Source organism: Prevotella heparinolytica, assembly GCF_004342845.1.
Classification (GTDB): domain Bacteria; phylum Bacteroidota; class Bacteroidia; order Bacteroidales; family Bacteroidaceae; genus Bacteroides; species Bacteroides heparinolyticus.
The window spans coordinates 1-17181 of record NZ_SLXB01000031.1 but is presented as its reverse complement, the minus strand read 5'-3'; the positions used below and the strand labels follow the sequence as shown (position 1 = coordinate 17181).

11 protein-coding genes are annotated in these 17181 nt (G+C 45.8%); all 11 read right to left on the bottom strand.

The genetic code is table 11. From position 1 onward, the window contains the following. Window positions 1–8: 8 nt before the first annotated feature. The 11 genes from EV202_RS13250 to EV202_RS13195 all read right to left on the bottom strand — a co-directional run bounded on the left by EV202_RS13250 (window position 9) and on the right by EV202_RS13195 (window position 17062). Window positions 9–6866, bottom strand: a complete 6858-nt coding sequence (locus EV202_RS13250; protein ID WP_131927396.1) for a hypothetical protein — start codon at window positions 6864–6866, stop codon at window positions 9–11. Next, window positions 6859–7623 (bottom strand): hypothetical protein, encoded by a 765-nt coding sequence (locus EV202_RS13245; protein WP_131927395.1) that lies wholly within the window; start codon window positions 7621–7623, stop codon window positions 6859–6861. Before EV202_RS13245 ends, EV202_RS13250 begins: the two co-directional genes overlap by 8 nt. A 2-nt stretch (window positions 7624–7625) precedes the next feature. Continuing rightward, window positions 7626–12329 (bottom strand): phage tail tape measure protein, encoded by a 4704-nt coding sequence (locus tag EV202_RS13240; RefSeq protein ID WP_131927394.1) that lies wholly within the window; start codon window positions 12327–12329, stop codon window positions 7626–7628. 370 nt (window positions 12330–12699) lie between these two features. Then, entirely contained in the window at window positions 12700–13227 is a 528-nt protein-coding gene (locus tag EV202_RS13230) for a hypothetical protein (protein ID WP_131927392.1), read from the bottom strand. Window positions 13228–13287: 60 nt separating this feature from the next. Continuing rightward, window positions 13288–13830, bottom strand: a complete 543-nt coding sequence (locus EV202_RS13225; RefSeq protein ID WP_131927391.1) for a hypothetical protein — start codon at window positions 13828–13830, stop codon at window positions 13288–13290. Between the two features lie 9 nt (window positions 13831–13839). Next, window positions 13840–14220 carry a hypothetical protein gene (locus tag EV202_RS13220; protein WP_131927390.1) on the bottom strand — a complete coding sequence of 127 codons (381 nt, stop codon included), beginning with the start codon at window positions 14218–14220 and terminating at the stop codon, window positions 13840–13842. 3 nt (window positions 14221–14223) lie between these two features. Continuing rightward, on the bottom strand, window positions 14224–14736 hold the full coding sequence (locus EV202_RS13215) for a hypothetical protein (RefSeq protein ID WP_234878300.1): 513 nt from the start codon (window positions 14734–14736) through the stop codon (window positions 14224–14226). Beyond that, on the bottom strand, window positions 14694–15005 hold the full coding sequence (locus EV202_RS13210) for a hypothetical protein (protein WP_131927389.1): 312 nt from the start codon (window positions 15003–15005) through the stop codon (window positions 14694–14696). The genes EV202_RS13215 and EV202_RS13210 overlap by 43 nt, the downstream gene beginning before the upstream one ends. Continuing rightward, window positions 14999–15331 carry a hypothetical protein gene (locus tag EV202_RS13205; RefSeq protein WP_131927388.1) on the bottom strand — a complete coding sequence of 111 codons (333 nt, stop codon included), beginning with the start codon at window positions 15329–15331 and terminating at the stop codon, window positions 14999–15001. Before EV202_RS13205 ends, EV202_RS13210 begins: the two co-directional genes overlap by 7 nt. Further along, window positions 15331–16461 carry a major capsid protein gene (locus tag EV202_RS13200; protein WP_131927387.1) on the bottom strand — a complete coding sequence of 377 codons (1131 nt, stop codon included), beginning with the start codon at window positions 16459–16461 and terminating at the stop codon, window positions 15331–15333. Before EV202_RS13200 ends, EV202_RS13205 begins: the two co-directional genes overlap by 1 nt. 13 nt (window positions 16462–16474) lie before the next feature. Then, the gene (locus tag EV202_RS13195) at window positions 16475–17062 is read right to left on the bottom strand and encodes a hypothetical protein (protein WP_131927386.1); all 588 of its coding nucleotides are present in this window, start codon (window positions 17060–17062) and stop codon (window positions 16475–16477) included. Window positions 17063–17181 lie beyond the last annotated feature (119 nt).

Here is a 17181-nt window from a genome sequence, read left to right as displayed (position 1 = left end):
GTTAATAATTACCAGTCTCTCGGGTTTTTAAATTGTGCCCAGCAGCCATACTGCGAGCCGTTATTAATGTCGCGGGCATAGACAAACCGCATAGCGTCGCCATTTCCGCCGATGGTCAGGGATGTAACATGGCTGCCCCTGTCAACGTGTATATATGTCCTCCTTTGAGTACCATCAATATGATAGCCATATCCGGTATTAATGGTAACGCTGTTGTTACCCAGATTTTTTATCTCAATGACGTGCCCGTTATCATACTTCTGCATGGTTGGCAGGGTGAGGGTTATATCGGAGGTGTTTACGCACAGTACGCACGTTGTCGATATGTCGATAGTCCTCGACGAGGTAACGACCTCCACCTTTTCGGCGAATCTCGACACATACCCTCCGAGTATGGCGATGGCACAATTGTCGTTAGCCCCTCTTGCGCTGACAATCATCGCATAGTTGGCATACGCGCCCCATTGGTCGCTCGTATCCTCATTTTCAAAGCGTGCAACGGCACGCAATCCCGACGATGTCGGAAGTACATTGCCTCCTATGCCGGCAAAGCATTTCTTAGCATCGTTGCGGAAGATGATAGAAGCGTCATTCGAGAAGTTCCCGTCATTATCCATGTTAGATAAATTATTTCCGCTAACCCGGAAGCCCGCAATCTTAGCCCCGTCGATAACGGTAAGCCTGCCGGTTGTTATATCCGTTGCCGCAATCTTTGTTGCCAGAAGAGAGTTGGTAACAACGGCATTGGCATCTATCAAGTTAGTTTTGATATAGCCACCTTGTACAATTGTAGTATCAAGCTTGGCGAGGCTGACCATGTTTTGGTAAGCCATTGCACCGAGGCTGTTTTGTAAGGATGTCAATGCGACCGTTGTCGCCTTGCCGTTGATAGTCGCTTGCGTGCTGCTGTCGAGCGAGGCAAATGTCACCTTACCCGCAAGGCTAATCTCCTTGCCAAAAACATTAATACCTCCGGTAGTAATGCTTATGCCGGCCTTGACCTCTTCTTTTGTGGGGCGCAAGGCTATATCCGCCTCCACATCCTCCGGAGCGGGCGTCCAATCGGTGGCTTTAGTACCTTTCTCGACCTTAAAGTCCTTAAACCAGTAATACAACCAGACAAGATTCTCGATGTCGATAAATAGGCCGTCTACCGCACTATAATTTCTGACTTTGGCCTTAAGCTCAAACCTCTTCCACTCCGTTGTAAATGTTGCATTTCCCGTACACAGGTTGTCGCAGATGTCGAATTTGGGAGTACCCGACCCGTTGGACTTGCCCCAAAAGCTGATGACATAATCACCGTTGTCAGCGATGATGCTACGGATTCTTGCTCCACATACTAAGCCAGACCGCCCTGTCAGCTTAAATCCGTGCGCGGAATCGGCATCCGCTTCTTTCTGTATAGAGGGATTGTTAATCAGATTGTTAATTACGGTACTCTTCCTGTACAGGTTGCGACCACCTATCTGCAAGGCGGCATCTGCATCTTCCGGTGACAGCGTCCAGTCAGACGCTTTAGTACCCTTTTCAAACTTAAACCTACTAATCTTTACCGGAGTGCCTGTAGTAGCAGTAAGCTTTACGTTCAGCAGCCACGGGTTACTGCCGTTGTATTTATGCGTACATTCGAAGTAACCGGTAGAATCATCAACATGGAAGTTATCCGTGCCTAACTCGTGATTCATCCGCTTTACACGAAAATCCGAGTTTTTTATCGGACGACCTCCGAGCGTCATGTAACCGCTAACGGTATAAGGCATCCCGGCATCAGGAACGTACCCTTTGACGCGGATAATCACCTGTTGCTCGGTGGTATTGTCTTTTGTCAGCATTACATTCACATCAGTTCCTGTTATCACTGGTACGGATGTATTGGCTATCCAACTCTCCAGCTTGGATAATATAACGTAGTTACGGCCTCCCACCTGTACGTTACCCACTGCCGTTGTTATCTGCTCCTTAACCACCATATTGATTGCACCGGGGGTTATTTTCTCTTCGGCTACCGCCATACGAGTAGTAAGTCCGCTGACGGTTGACGACTCTGCCTTAAGGCTGATGAGGTTTTCCAACTGCGCGACCTTAGTGTTGTACGTTGTGATTGGGGTAAACGTATTGTTGGCGTGTGCCTTGGCATTAGCCTCCGCCCTATTAGCCTTTGCCGTGGCATCATTTGCGGCCGTGGATATTGCTGCCTGCTTGGCGGCGTCTGCCTTGGCTTTAGCATCGGATGCTGCCGCATTAATAGCGGCAGTCTTGGCACTCTCTACCGTGGATGACACGGTGGATATAATGGAGGACGGTGTAATCTTCTGCTCGGCAGTGGACATACGAGTTCCGAGAGCGTTAAAATCTGTCTGCGATACCTTGGACGAGATGGAGCTGTTTAACACCGCCAATTGGGCGGAGTACTCCGTCTTGGTGGGGTACTTGGCGGCGGCATCACTGATGGCCGACTGCTTGGCTGCATCGGCTTTAGCCGTTGCGTCCGCTTCTACATCCTCAGGTGCGGGCGTCCAGTCGGTGGCTTTCGTGCCTTTCTCGACCTTAAAGTCTCTAAACCAATAATACAACCAGACAAGATTCTCGATGTCGATAAATAGGCCGTCTACCGCACTATAATTTCTGACTTTGGCCTTAAGCTCAAACCTCTTCCACTCCGTTGTAAATGTTGCATTTCCCGTACACAGGTTGTCGCAGATGTCGAATTTGGGAGTACCCGACCCGTTGGACTTGCCCCAAAAGCTGATGACATAATCACCGTTGTCAGCGATGATGCTACGGATTCTTGCTCCACATACTAAGCCAGACCGCCCTGTCAGCTTAAACCCGTGCGCAGAATCGGCATCCGCTTCTTTCTGTATAGCGGGCGCATTGGCTAAGTTAACTATTTCGGTACTCTTCCTGTACAGGTTGCGCCCGCCTATCTGCACACCATCAACGGCCAGTTGCGCCGCTTGCTTGGCAGCATTGATAACAACACCATCGGCAGCTATATTAACCCTTGCCTCTGCCTCTTCCGCTCTACCTGCCGCTTGTTCCGTGCGAGTGGCCTTAAGGTCAATCTCCGCCGCCGTCTGGTTAATCTGCGTCTGTTTGGTAGAGATGGTCTGTAAAGCCGTGTTAGCGGCATTCGCACTGTTAGCTGCGTCCGTGGCCTTTTGTCCGGCAGTGGTCGCACTACTGGCGGCCGCCGAAGCAGAACCCGAAGCATTGTTAGCCGCTTGAGATGCTATACCTGCCTGCTTGGTCACTTCCGTTACCTTGGTAGCTATCTGCCCGGCTGTCTGGTTGATGTTACTCTCTTTTTCGGTGACTGTTATAAGTTTAGCAGCAGCCGCATCGGCACTGCTTTTCGCTTTTCCGGCTTCGTTTGCGGCGGATGTGGCGGACTTGCCCGCATTAGACTCGGATGTTTTGGCGGCTTTGGCGCTACCGTCCGCTTCTGTGGCTTTCTGCCCGGCAAGCGTGGCGGAGCCGGCAGCCTGTGAAGCTTTCTCTGTGGCGGTTTGAGAGGCGGATACGGCTTGCTGCGTCTTGACATTTACCTCGGCTACTTTAGAGCTGATTTGCCCCTCCCGCACGTCAAAGTCCGTGCGCACCTTTGTGATTTCAAAGGCTATCCCGGCTTCCACGTCTTCGGGTGCGGGCGTCCAATCGGTTGCCTTAGTGCCTTTTTCCAGCTTTAAGCCGTCAATTGTAATAGTGTTGCCGACCTCTCCCTGTATGTTGGTATGGAGCAACCATATATTGGCCTTTTTCCACACCATTGTACATTCAAAATAACCGGTAGCGTCGTTTACTTCAAATCGCTTAGGAGTGGCATAGGTGGTGGCTGTCTTGGTTACCCACATCGCATTTGTGACCGGGCTTCCGTTTTTAGTCATTACACCAGACAATGTGTAAGGCTCGCCTGCGATAGGCATAAAGCCGTCTACCCTCAAAGTGATAAAAGTCGCCGTAACCTTTTGTGTCGATACTACCTTACCATTAACCTGCCAAGCGGCATTATACGGCGTATATGCTGCCAGCTTGGATAAGACGATGTAGTTGCGACCGCCTATCTGCAAGGCGTCTAATATGGCTTGCGCATGTGTCTTGGCATTGGTTTCTGCGGCCATAGCCTTGGACTGTGCGTCCGAAGCGGCGGCAGAAATAGCTGCCTGCTTAGCGGCATCAGCCTTGGCTTGGGCGTCACCGGCAGCAACAGAAATAGCGGATGCTTTGGCGGCGTTTGCTTTAGCCTGCGCATCGGTGGCTGCTACGGAGATAGCACCGCTCCGTGCCTCGCCGATGGCAGTCTCAACCGTCTTACCGGAGGTTAACCTAAGCATGCCTTTAAGATATGCGTTGAGAGAGTATAGGCCAAAGCCCGACAATGCCCCGAAATCAGGGTCAACAATGCCTGACAGGTTGCCTGTACGGGTCACCAGCTTGCCTGCGAGGCTGTACGAGTTGATACCCGCATAGTCATCACGGTAGGGGGCATTAGCGCCTACAGCGCAATCTATCTGTGCGGACTGACGGGCGGCGTTGGTGCGGTTGCCAAGAACCGCTACTTCATCTCCCACTTCAGGAGTAGCGCTGCCTGCCTCGCAATCTGTCTTAGACAAATTAAAGTAACCTGCACCAGCTGATGTTGCAAGCCGCCAATAGCGCTTCATCTTCGTGCCTGTAAAGACTTGGCACAGCACTTGGTCATTAGCCACGAAGTCGTCGCTACTGTCGTGCTCGCATCTCCAATAGCTGCCGCCATCGGTCACCTTGGTAATCTTACCCCCGGCAGCTGAGCGGATAACCATGCCGCCCTGATGGACAATTTTTTGCACAACCAACTCAAAGACAGTAAACGTCTTGCGCACGGTTAGCATATCAAGCTCGCCATGCCACAAGCCTGCAGCATCTTGCCACACTTTAAAGCCCTCGCCGAGAAATCCGGAAACAAACTTGTCGGATGACAGGTATTGTCGGATGATGCCGTGCATGATGTCGGCGGTATTATCCACTGTGAGGTTGTGGATAGTGGCCAATGCACGGATAACGGCATTGAGGGATGTCACTTGATTAGCCACCTCTACGTCACGGGCGGTTGCCTTGCCGGCTACGTCAAGCGTGCCGGTTTTGCTGTTGCCGGAAACGTTAAGGGATGCGGTCTCTATCTTAATCAGAGCACGCAATATCTCCATGACCGTTAAGTCATTGCCGACGGTGGCGTTACGACCGACGTTAAGGTCATGGTTAACGGAGGCGTTACCGTCTACGGTCAAGTCCTCGCCTACCTCTAAGGAGTAAGGGGTGCGGTCAGACTTTTCTTTTGATAAGGCTTTCTTTTCAATTTCTCTTATTGTTCTCAGCGCAGATAGCACCCGTTTATCCGTAAACTCTCTCGCATCGTTTGATTCTATTATATCAACAGCTGCAGACACCCCAACCCCACCAGATACAGCAGCCTGAACAGATGCTATCTGCCCCTCTATCTTTTTCTCCCACTTTTCATCAAGATAATTTGAGACAACACAAGAGAGTTTACCAGTGCGAAGGTTGCGTTCAACTGACACAATGCGTATAAGCGCATTAATACCCCTATTCTTATCCTTGACAGTAACGAGATCACCTACCGACAATGTACGTTTCCCCCGCAACATTCTATAATCAACATCAAGGTTGTATTTAACACGTTTACGACAATGGTATTTAAGCCACTCCCTCCCTTTCTCTCGTAATGTATTAATCGCATTTTCTTTATACGTACCAGACATATGGAGCCCGGTAAGCGTGAAAAGCTCCCCACCACGAAGACGTTTATTCGTATCAGGAATAACAGGCCGAGACTGCGTGCTCGGATCGATAAGGGCCAACTCGTCAACTTGCCCGATGAGCGTGATTTTTTTCTTGCTATTATCCCAAAAAAATTCAAAAGCCTTTCCCATCAAATCTCCCGTAAGGAAATTGACGCGGGCATCAGATCCGACAGAAAGCTCTTTGATATCGAAATCTATCTCATTGCAGATAAACGATCTATTGTTTTCACCGCTCAAAGCTCCGACCTTTCCTTGAAAAGTAGGATGTATATCCTCAAACTTAACAACTCGCTCAACTACCTTACTCGTCTCGCTAAAGTCTTCTATGTATTTTTCAGGCAGAACAAGCCGCCCTTCCTCATCACCTTCTCCCGGAATAACGTTCTCTGTTCCACCCTTAGGGAATAGCCGGGTAACGACATCGCTCGAATCGACATTCTTTTGCTCAAGTGAATACAATCCCTTGCCTCTGCCTTGTGTGAATGTAAGCCCGGTTTCATTCTCTATATGCGATACAAAGTTTATTGTCTTGTTGGAAGTATAATACTCAACATTAAAGGCTTTGCGAAGATTATCCAACGCTGCACGGCAACTTACCCCGTCAAGTACTATATTCTTGTATTCGGTGTCCGGGCACAATCCTATTTTCCACCCCGTATCAACGCCGAGAGGATTATCTTCCGACTTGTTTACATTCCACGTAAGAAGTTCCAAGAAGTCTCGGAGTTTTCCTGTCAATACGACCTTGGTACTACCGGTAACTCGATTACAAACAACTTTATCTAAAAGCGTATAAATAGGCGCCTCTAAAACAATTGAATACTCATGTTGCACTTCCGTTTTTTGCGTAAACTCAGCATCACGATTCATACGATACACAATCCCTCCCATTGTGCAATAGTCCCCAACCTTTATAGGAAGAGTACTATCAGCAACAACAGATACGGACAACTCGTCTTTAGTCATTAAAGAAGAATTATGAAACGTATTTTCACAAGGGATAGAGGCTACTTTTTCAATAACCCCATCCCTTAAACCGTATATATCTATCTTATCAATCATTGAGTTTACGCATTTTCAAATCAAATGACAGCAGCCCATCCGCTATCGTCTTACATCTTATTTCATCTTTAAAATATATTTTGTGTTGTTTATTTTCTGCATCAGTAAACATCTTGATGCCGGGAGACACACAAAGCGCATGAAACTGCATCATCTTACTATATGCTTCCTGCATGGTTCCTGCCTTCAGAAAGCAGGAGAAAGAAAGTTCCTGAGGTTCTCTATACATAGAGCTGGAATACAAGGATGTGGTTTGAACCTCTATCCTTTTAGAAGTATCTCTCACTCCACTTTTATATTTCATATATACCCCAAAATCATCAGCAAGATTAAACAAACCGATAAGCATATATGCGCCGCCGGAAGGATTTACAGTTAGTTCCACGGGGATGTACTCTGGTTGCCATAGTTTAACCGTAACAATGCAAATATTTGCATGCCTTTCCACGAATATAGCATCACGCTGTATCACGTCAAACACCCCAAAGTCCGTAGTCAACTTCCTACATGCGATAGCATGCTGTTTGAATTCTTCTACCATACCATGATTAACCACGCAAACGAGCGTGATAGTACGGCCATCTAATTTAATGTCTGCTTCCTCGACAAAAGGTTCTATCGACGTTCCCCAATTATACTCTGTCTCCCCGACACGCTTTGGTAAGTCAAACACCCCACTTATAGCAAGACATTCACCCGGAACTTTGCCAGGCATCGCCCCTAAAGATGTAATATCTATATCATCAAACTTATACATAACTACCCCCTCCCAGTATATCCTTTAGTATTTCTCTTGACTTCTATAATCTCATTCTTTATTTCTCGAAGTTCTTCTTTCAAGCCATACGTATTATCAGCTGTACGCTCGGTGTTATTTTTAATTTCGGCCGCAAGAAGCATGATTTGCCCAACATCTATGCGAATATCATCAGACCACCTGAAAAATTCCAGTGGGATGTTCTGCAAAAACTCTTTAATATGCCTAATATCAAGAGACGACATATTCCAAAGCCCAACCAGTTGGTTGGCGGTTCCTTCCGTGAGGGCTTCCTGTATTTTTCCGGTAACTCCCTTGTCTGACTTTAAATCACCGGTTATGTCTATACCGGCAATATTCTTTATCGTGTCGTTGATGTTTTTCGCCATCCCCTGAATGACAGGCAACTGCTGCTCGGCCGTCCCCATGAGTTCTTTTGTCAACTCGGAAACCCTTCTGTTCAATTCCACCTCATCTATCAGTTTCTTGGCATAATCCTCATAAGCCTTGTTTATCTTGCTTTGATAGCTATTTTCACCCTTTCCGAATATCTTAGATAGCACGATGGATTTAAGCATGTCATTGGCGATATCTTTAAAAGTATCACCCGCGTATTCACGGAAACTCTTCAATGCGTCTTTCCCATCAGAGAGCCAAGTCCAAATACTATCCACGAAGTTATCTACCAACGGTTCATACAAAGAGTTGACATATTCGTGGAGTTTCTCTATATATTCATCGTATTTCTCGCGTAACTTGACGAGTGATTCCAGCGTCTCCTTGGTTTGCCCTACGAGCTTATCACCGTATTTGTCGATAATAGCCTTTGCCGCATCCTTGTTGATAAGGTTGTCTTTGCCGAACAACTCGCCAAAACCGTTATTTCGTGCCCACGAAACCAAATCTTCGGTTTTCTGGTCGCGCCCAAAAAGGCCGCTACCCAAGAGTCCCCTGCTGCGTTTTCTGGTCTCAATACGGAGGTTCTTTATAGCCTCTACCGTGTTTTCATCATATTTGTTCCCGAGAATGTTGGTGCCGAACAAGGCGTCTATCCCCCCAAGCAATCCATAGCCAAGAGAGCCTGTAAGCCATCCGCCGCCTTTCTGATTCTGATACACGGCTTGCCGCTCGTTCGCCTTATCCTTATAAGCCTTGAATATCTCATCGTGGACTTCCCTATAATTCCTTAGCCCTTTCAAATTGTTTTCCGAGAACCAGTCCTCTTCAGCGTGCCGTGCCTCAATAGCGGCTATACGGTATTCGTTCACGGCGTCAGTAATCTTATTAATTTCAGCAACCTTTGCGGCAAATTCTTCATATCGGCTTTCAGCCGTCGGAAGCAGGGAATTAAGCTTCTGCAATAGCTGTATGCCGGCAGACACGATGCCTAAGATGACAGAGGCTTTCTCGACAGCGGACATTGCTTCAGCTCCCGTTTTGGCAACCATCGTTATCCCGTTGATGGATTCTGATGCAAACAAAGATACATCGCCTATCAAAGAGATAATTTCTCCGGATTGTCCGCCGATGGCATTCCCAATGCTTATAATCGATTCTGCGAGTTTATCGACCTTTTCTTTGGCTTTTTCCTCGGCTTTGACAAAGTTATTGTTCGCCTTATATGCTTTATCCTTAGCCTTGTTGTACTTCTTTAGAGCGTCCTCCGCAGACAGATAGGTGTTTTCAATATTAATCAGGCCATCAGTACCAAGTTTCGTACTCTTAATGCCGGTTACAATCTTAGCCCCATTCATTACGGCGTCAAGCATCCTTTTAGCTTCGGCAAGTTCTCGCTCTGCTTCGGCTAATTCATGTTGCCTGTCTGCCAACGATTGGAACGGGTTACGCTCTTCCAACTCATTCATAATGTCCTGAATGGTGGTAGTATATTCCCGAAGGTCTTCCGGGTTTAATACGGAAGCGGCTGTTTCTTTCGCACCTTCAAGTTGTTCGAGCAAAGATGATAATGTTTCTGATGACGTGTTTCTTAAGTCCTCAAACGCCCTGATATATTCCGGTGACTGTTTGAGCACTTCAAAATCATGTTTCATCAAGGCCTTGCCTTTGTCGGCGGTAGCCTTTGCTATGGAGCGGTCAATCTTGGAAATCTCATCGGCATTTCCATTAGCCGCCGCTTTCTTGCGGGCTTCTTGCAAGAGGATGACATCATCATTGAACTTCTTTTCAATAGACAGGCGTTCATCTGTATAAGATTGGTACTGATTTGCAAGATTGAAGTAGGCTCTTTCATTACGAGTAACAGCCGCCTTGTACAAATCATCAAATAACTTATTCTCTTTATCAGAAAGTTCAACCCCGGAACTATCAAACACTTTGTCTTTATTCTCTGGATCGGCCTCAAAAGCGGCGCGAGCATTCTCTATTTTCCTACGTAATGCATCTTCTTTCTGGCGGTCAATAGCCTGCATTTCCTTTTCAAAATTAAGCTCCATTTGCGCAATTGTTTTATCAACGCCATCATTCATTGCTACAAGCCTTGATTCCTCAATCTGTATTTGCAAATCTTCCGCAAGACGCTTACGTTCAAGCATTTGTTCTGCAAGAATGGAAGCGATCTTTTCCTCTGCTTTCTTTATCTCTATCTCTGATTTAACGGACTTGGATACGTCGTATTTATCTATTTCTTTTTGGTATTTCTCAATATTAGAAATAAGATTATTCCATTCCTTGGAACCCTTCTTTGACACATCCATTTTGGATAATGCATCCTCTGCGTCTTTTTTCTCTTTCTCCCAATAAGCCTTGTTTCTCAGTTCTGTTTTTTGCCCACTCCCATTTTGGGCATCTTCGATTTTCTTTTGCGCATCCTCATAGATTTTAACTCGTTCCTCCCAAAGTCGTACTTCTTCTGCCGCTTCTTTTCTCCTCTCTTCAAGAGCGCCTGTATAACCGCCAACGTTATTCGTCCTGATGATTCGATTATCTATGTCACGCAACCGCTGTTGCGCCATCACAAGTTTAGTCTTAGCGCCTATTCTTTTTTGCCTCTCATCCTCTGCGTTGACTTCTTTCATGATGTCAACCAGTTCTTTTCTTTTAAGGATTTCAAGGTCGAGGTTCTTAAAAACCGCAGGCATTATCTCTTGCAATTCATTTAACGCTATCAGTTTCTCCGATTCAGCAATAGTTTCATCCTTAATAATCCTCAATCTGTCCGATATCTTTTCTTTTAAAGCTTCCGAGGATTTCTTTTGCTCGTTTATGGCCGCATTGAATTTTCGTTGTGCAGCTTCAGCGCCTGTTACCCTTGTGGCATATTTGTATACAATAAACCCAAGCGTCGAAATTGCTGCAGCCGCCATTACGTATGGATTACTTAGCATTGCCGCCGCATTTCGCATAAGAGTAGCGGTATGTAGCTTTATGGTTGTAATCATGGCGTTACGGGTAGCCATCTGCTTTACTTGAGCCGATGTAAGGACGTTTTCGGAAATCGCACCGGCTTCTACGGCTTTGCGGTATAATGCCATCTCGTATCTTTCTGCTTCGATAAGAGAAGCGTGTATCATTTTAATTTTATTCCCCGCCATAATAGCACCCTTATAACCAATCAAAGCCCCCGTGACAATCACGACCAAATCGCCAAGAGTTTGCAAAGAGTCTTCGATTTTCCCGTCGTCAAACGCTTTATTGATGGCAGTTGACACCTCCGAAACCTCTTTAAGTATCCCCTGCCCCATTGGGCGAAGCATACCGGTTATATTATTCCCGAGAAGTTTAAGTTGATTCTCCGCACTGGAAGCCATCTCCTTAAAGGCTTTTTCGGTAGCTCCGGCCGACATCGCCATCTCATCAAGATGCCCGGAAGCTTCTTTTGCATTTATACCGGTAAGTGCAAGAAGTCCGTTTCTTGCTTCGAGTTCAGGTATCATACTTATAAGAGCCGCTTCACTACCATTCGCCTCTTCTCTTATCTTAACCAATGCTTCTTGAAAGCTCATTGCATTGTAAGCGCCGTCTCCGAGATATTTAGATGCACCAACAATAGCCGCACGAATTTGCGTCATAGCTTGCGCCGTTGGAGTTCCTTGTTTTGTTAATGTTGCTACAGCCGCAAGTACTTGGTCCATTTCTACACCGTAGGCTGCTGCGACAGGAGCGACCTGTGCTATACTCTTTCCCATTTCACCAAAAGTCGTTTTACCAAGCTTAGCTGTCGTGAAAAGCATGTCTGAAACCCTTTCAGCTTCAGAAGCATCTTTCTTGTAAGCATTAAGTAGAGTAGTGATGGCGTCGGCAGCAGTAGCAGTTTCAGTGATACCTCCAACAGCAGCTTTTGCAGATACTTCAAGCACATGCATACCCTTTTCACCATCATGTCCGGCGGAAACGATGCCATACAGAGCTTTTGCCATCTCATTGGCACCAATTGGGATTTGTTCGTCAGTAGTCAAGCTGATTATTTTCTGCTTGGTGGCATCCATACTCTCTTTTACAATATCTGATATTGTAGCCACCTCCTTCATGGATGATTCAAACTGCTTCTCGAAAGCATAAGCATCTTTAGCCGCAGAAGCGAAAGCAATTCCGGCACTAATACCGATACCTCCAAACACATCAAAGCTGGTAATTTCTCCAGCCATTGCCTTAATAATGCCTAAGGCCTCCTGTCTCCCTTTGTATAGTCCGGAATTGTCTATACCGGTAGCCATGTATAATGCACCTTCCCTATTTACTATTCCCATATCTTTTTTTATTAAAATATAATAAGACAGAGAAGTTTATAAACAAATAGGGAGACTACCTATCACAGGCAACCTCCCCACAAATAACCAAATTCAAACTCTTGGCGCTTATCGCACAACTTAAAATATAACCATCATCTAATTTTATCACCTAAATCTCGGTATTTCTTATACCTAATCATCTCGTTCGGATTATCAAAGGACGGTAATTCTACCCATTCATAATCCCCGTCCTCATCCGACCCTTTCTCGCAAGCCTTGTTTCGTTCTTTTGTGATATATGCATATTCCTGCATCATTACTTCAATTAAGACAAAACTCGATTCGAGCGTTTCTTTGTATGTTAACCCTAACGCCTCATGAACCAACACTAAGAATCTTCCTTGCGAGAGAGATTCCAGCTTTCTAAATTCTTCCGGGCGGCTATCATCTCCGCCTCGTCCATTGGGCTCACACTCCGAAGAGTTATGATAGATTTGCAAAAAGGGAAAAATCCTATCCTAAATAGTATTGCGTTGAGAAGCACATGAATATCCTGCCACGTACTATTATCCATCAACACATCACGGAACCATTCAGGAGGAGTGCTCGGCTTATTGTGTATACCCAAACAAACAATATCAATGATTAGTTCGCCATACTTATCCATCACCTCCGCTACCTCCGAGCCCACTTCTCCCGGTTTATTGATAAGCCGGCTAAGATCTTCCTTGTCAATTTTAAGCAATAGCGGGCGAATACAGAACCATGTGCGCACGGTTATCGGACGAATAACAATACAATCACCGGGACTCTTTCCCTTGGGCAACCGTTCAATATTATCGAAGCTAAAGGGAATTTTCAGAGGTTTTTCTGATATTGTTTCGGCTTCAAGCTGTTGCAATAGTCGTATATCCATAGCGTTTTAAAATTAGGGCGGAAGAATATCTCCCGCCCATCAATGACTACAAATGTATTTTTAGGGAACAGAAACGACTTCACGAGTAAAGGCTGTTTTTACATCTCCATTCTCTGCGATTGCCGCCTGCTTGTAAACACGTACAAGCAGCAATTCAGGCTGTTCTGCACCGGGCGCCTGATTAAGTTTAGCCATAATCTTTCCATGCACAATGGTATATATAACCTTTGTGCCTTTGTGGGGCAAGGTTTCTACCTGAACGGTTTTAACAATGCTCGGGAAAGTTGCGTCTTGCTCCCAAATATCCTTCTCCGCCCCACCGTTGTTAATGGTTCCGCCGCAAAGAGTTTTTATTGTCTCGTTGTCGGGAGTAGGAATTGAGAACTCGATATAGTCCGTTGCATCTTTGACAAATGTCACATACAACGGCTCATCCGTTCCCTCCGTTTCAATTTTAACTTCCTTGGGGTCGGCGAAATTAAATGCCACTGAGCCTTTATACGGCAATGGTAGTGATTTAAAATCTGATCCCGGAATACCATCTCCATAAGTTGCGAGCCTGACTGCCGCCACGCCCATTGCAATAGGTCTTTTTGCTGCCATAATTTTAATTTATTTATCAGTTAATACATTAATTCTTATATTCACACAGTCGAACCCCTCTTTCAGTTCCGGCATCTTTTCGACCCAGAGGACCTCAACTTCTCTACAATTCCCGTCATTGCTGTTTATCGTGTCGATAGACCGTCTCACAGCTCGACGCAGTTCTTTCATACGCTGACGCTTCGTCATGCCGTTTGGATTAAGCGGAACGAAGATATTGATATTCACAGGTGTTTTACCTGTAAAATCAGACTCTACGTATGTTATATTGTTGATTACAACATGCTCTACTTTCACTCCCGACTCAGACCTGTCTTTTACTACAAGCACGCCGGGGATAGATACAGATACAGCATCGTAAATAAAATCTATTACATCGTATTCGTCCATATTCTAATATCCTCTTTTTGCCAATTTGTCAAATAAGTTTTTGCTCGTTTCTCGCAAATACTCTTCCGACTTAATGATACCGGAAGCTGCAACGTCATATCCGAGAGCTTCTACCCGTGCTGCGTATTCCATACCGGCGGTTAAGACAAGAACCCACCCTGTGCCAACTTCAAGAGCGATCTTTTTAGCAAGCCTGCGAGCTTTTGTGACTCCCGTTTGCTTATCCGTACCATTCGAGCTTTTCTCAAAGTTCTCGGCTACACATTCCCCATCCTTGAAGACCATATAACCGACAGAGCTACGCAGGTTCCCCGTATGGTCTTTATAAGAGCCGGATTTACGTGCAACTCCGATATACTTTTCACCGGCGGCCGAAAGCATCTGAAATATCTTATCATTTGCTCTATCGACAAAGTAGCTGTAGAATCTGTCTACATCGCTATCCGTCCACAAGGGGATAAGCCCACTTTTACTCATACATTGATAACAGAATGTGATTGGTATGAATCCCAGCATATTATCGGGACATCTATTTCCAGACCCGGTACAGTTAGTCTGATAGGATTACCCTCAAACTTTGGTTTCTTGCCGGGAAAGAAATAGCCGCTAACTTGCTTCTCGTCACCGTTGGCGTTACGGCGAATGATTATCCGGGCACCAGTAGCAGAGTTGTAATGCCCTTTGACGGGCAATATATCTGTACGCCCTTCCTGCCATTCGCCGTTAACAACCCCTCCGGCTATCTCCAGCGTGACGGTCGCTTTGTATGCTTTTCGCTTTACCATCTGCTCCCAGCCTTTCCTTTTACGGTGATTCGCCTGCCTACCGTCAGTGCCTTTTCAGGCTCGCCGTTTTCGATATACAAGCTTTTCGCCGTATTGACATAATAACTACGTGGGTAGGTTTTAGACAGCTCGCCTTCCGAAAAGTCCGGAAGGTTTGCCATCTGTTTATACAAGTCCGCCGCCGCGAGGCATACGGAAGAATCTATATCTGCCGAGTAGGGCTTCGTGCCGTCAAGCCCCCGAAGTGCAAGTACTCGATTCAGGAAAGCGTCCTCCGTATCCTCAAGGCCGGGAAATGCAAGAATAGTATCGCGAATAGTATCCATTAGTAACCGTTTTCGTCGTCAGTATCCGTATACTCTGTATTTTCGCTCTCTTCCCAAGCCAACGCATCCGCTTTAAGGATATACATGGCATCAGGGTCGTTGATTACGGGAATAGCATTCGCTTCTGCCTTTGTCCATTCCTTGAACGGCTCCAGCTCCGACCACTTGGAGATAAAGATAAAATCTTTCTTCAAGGTGGTAGCTTTTTTGGCGTATTCGACAGAACTCTCTGCGGCGATAGGACCATGTTGTATATCGCCAACATTAAGATCTTCCAAGAAACAAACTCTTCTGCTCTCCCATGGGTTCACAGTAGTACGTTTGTGGGACTCGTCTTCAATACGCACAGAAGGGTCTATTACAACAATAGTAACAGGTTTTTCTTGAGCAGCAAGATACTCGTTGATGACCTTTTTCGTGATGGTAAGTTTATCCTTTTGGTTAATCCATCCTTTCACCTTCTCCATTGTTGATTTTTGCTTTTTCAACAAAGAAAACTCATCAGAACGCATAATAACGTAGCGAAGAGAAACTCCATCGGCTGCTGCAGCAACAATAACATCTTCGATGTCCTGCAACCCGTCAGCAGTAGACGCGTTAGCCCAATCTTTAGCCGCGACCTTACGATTGGCTTTCGGCATACCACATCCGACAAACTCTTCCGTAACAATACCGTTATTATTGGATTTATTCAGAGCGAATCCACCCTTAGACATTAACTGCATGCACCACCACTCAAAACGAGCACGCACTGCATTATATACAAAGTCCTGATCTTTGAAAGAAAGGTCAAGAAGAGCCTGCAAATCAGCATCGCCGTTGCAATCACGACTCAACTGCCGATACTCATTCCAGTCGCTTTCATTCATACCACGCTTTACGGCAGTCTTTGTAATATCTCCTGACATTTTCCCTACTACTTCTCGCGTCTTCTGTGGTGCCGAAGCATCGTAGCTGATTACATCAGCTACAACCGGTGCACCTTTTTCTCCCGTCAACGTTTCCCATTTAAGGGATGTTTTTTGCTTCACACCGAAAAAGTTCGGGTAGAACATAGGCTTCACCTTACGGGAGTTAAGACGGGCCGCCATATTCTTTCGGTTGACTTGTTTAATTAAACTTCTTTCCATACTCTAATTTTATTTATACTTGTTTGTACACAAAACGAATATCCTTCAACAACGACTTAATGGCATCATCGACAGGATAAGGCATTACACTCTCATTGACCGTTCCGCGAACGAGCAAGCCTGATTGCTGGTTGGCAACCGTAACGTCTACCTTGTTCATTGTAACAACCTCAGGGATGTACTTGAACTTGGCTGAATTAGCGTCCTGTTTGTCTTTTGCAAGAACAAGCACTTGGCCGGCACTGCCCTCTCCAATGGCGCCAGCAAGAGTAATAACATCCTTTTCAGGATTACTCTTGTCGATAGACGCAATCAAATCGGATGCACCCTTCAAATCACCACCAATCATAACAGCTTCACCGACCACAAAAAGATGCTTCTTGCCAACCTCAATAGTCGTTCCGCTCACTTTCTGGATAAGGGCGGTTTTCACAACATGATACAATCCGTTTTCATCGCGCCCCACAACAACGATAGGCGGCAATTCCTTGATGACGCCCTTCAGCTCTTTTCGGGCAATGGTTCCGCCACCCTGTACATCCTCGATAATCTTCTCTATACCGGGATGGTACTGAAATTCTTTTTCTTTTTTTCTAAACATAACACAATTATTAATTTATTAAACATGCGAATCAGTAGTTGAAATCCCTACTTGATTCAGTTAGTTAAAATGTTATTATTCAATTAATTATCTTGTCTGTTTGTTTCTTAATCTCCTTG

Coding starts and splice junctions, on each gene's coding strand:
- EV202_RS13250 (WP_131927396.1), bottom strand. CDS start 6,866: ATGATTGATAAGATAGATATATACGGTTTAAGGGATGGGGTTATTGAA.
- EV202_RS13245 (WP_131927395.1), bottom strand. CDS start 7,623: ATGTATAAGTTTGATGATATAGATATTACATCTTTAGGGGCGATGCCT.
- EV202_RS13240 (WP_131927394.1), bottom strand. CDS start 12,329: ATGGGAATAGTAAATAGGGAAGGTGCATTATACATGGCTACCGGTATA.
- EV202_RS13230 (WP_131927392.1), bottom strand. CDS start 13,227: ATGGATATACGACTATTGCAACAGCTTGAAGCCGAAACAATATCAGAA.
- EV202_RS13225 (WP_131927391.1), bottom strand. CDS start 13,830: ATGGCAGCAAAAAGACCTATTGCAATGGGCGTGGCGGCAGTCAGGCTC.
- EV202_RS13220 (WP_131927390.1), bottom strand. CDS start 14,220: ATGGACGAATACGATGTAATAGATTTTATTTACGATGCTGTATCTGTA.
- EV202_RS13215 (WP_234878300.1), bottom strand. CDS start 14,736: ATGCTGGGATTCATACCAATCACATTCTGTTATCAATGTATGAGTAAA.
- EV202_RS13210 (WP_131927389.1), bottom strand. CDS start 15,005: ATGGTAAAGCGAAAAGCATACAAAGCGACCGTCACGCTGGAGATAGCC.
- EV202_RS13205 (WP_131927388.1), bottom strand. CDS start 15,331: ATGGATACTATTCGCGATACTATTCTTGCATTTCCCGGCCTTGAGGAT.
- EV202_RS13200 (WP_131927387.1), bottom strand. CDS start 16,461: ATGGAAAGAAGTTTAATTAAACAAGTCAACCGAAAGAATATGGCGGCC.
- EV202_RS13195 (WP_131927386.1), bottom strand. CDS start 17,062: ATGTTTAGAAAAAAAGAAAAAGAATTTCAGTACCATCCCGGTATAGAG.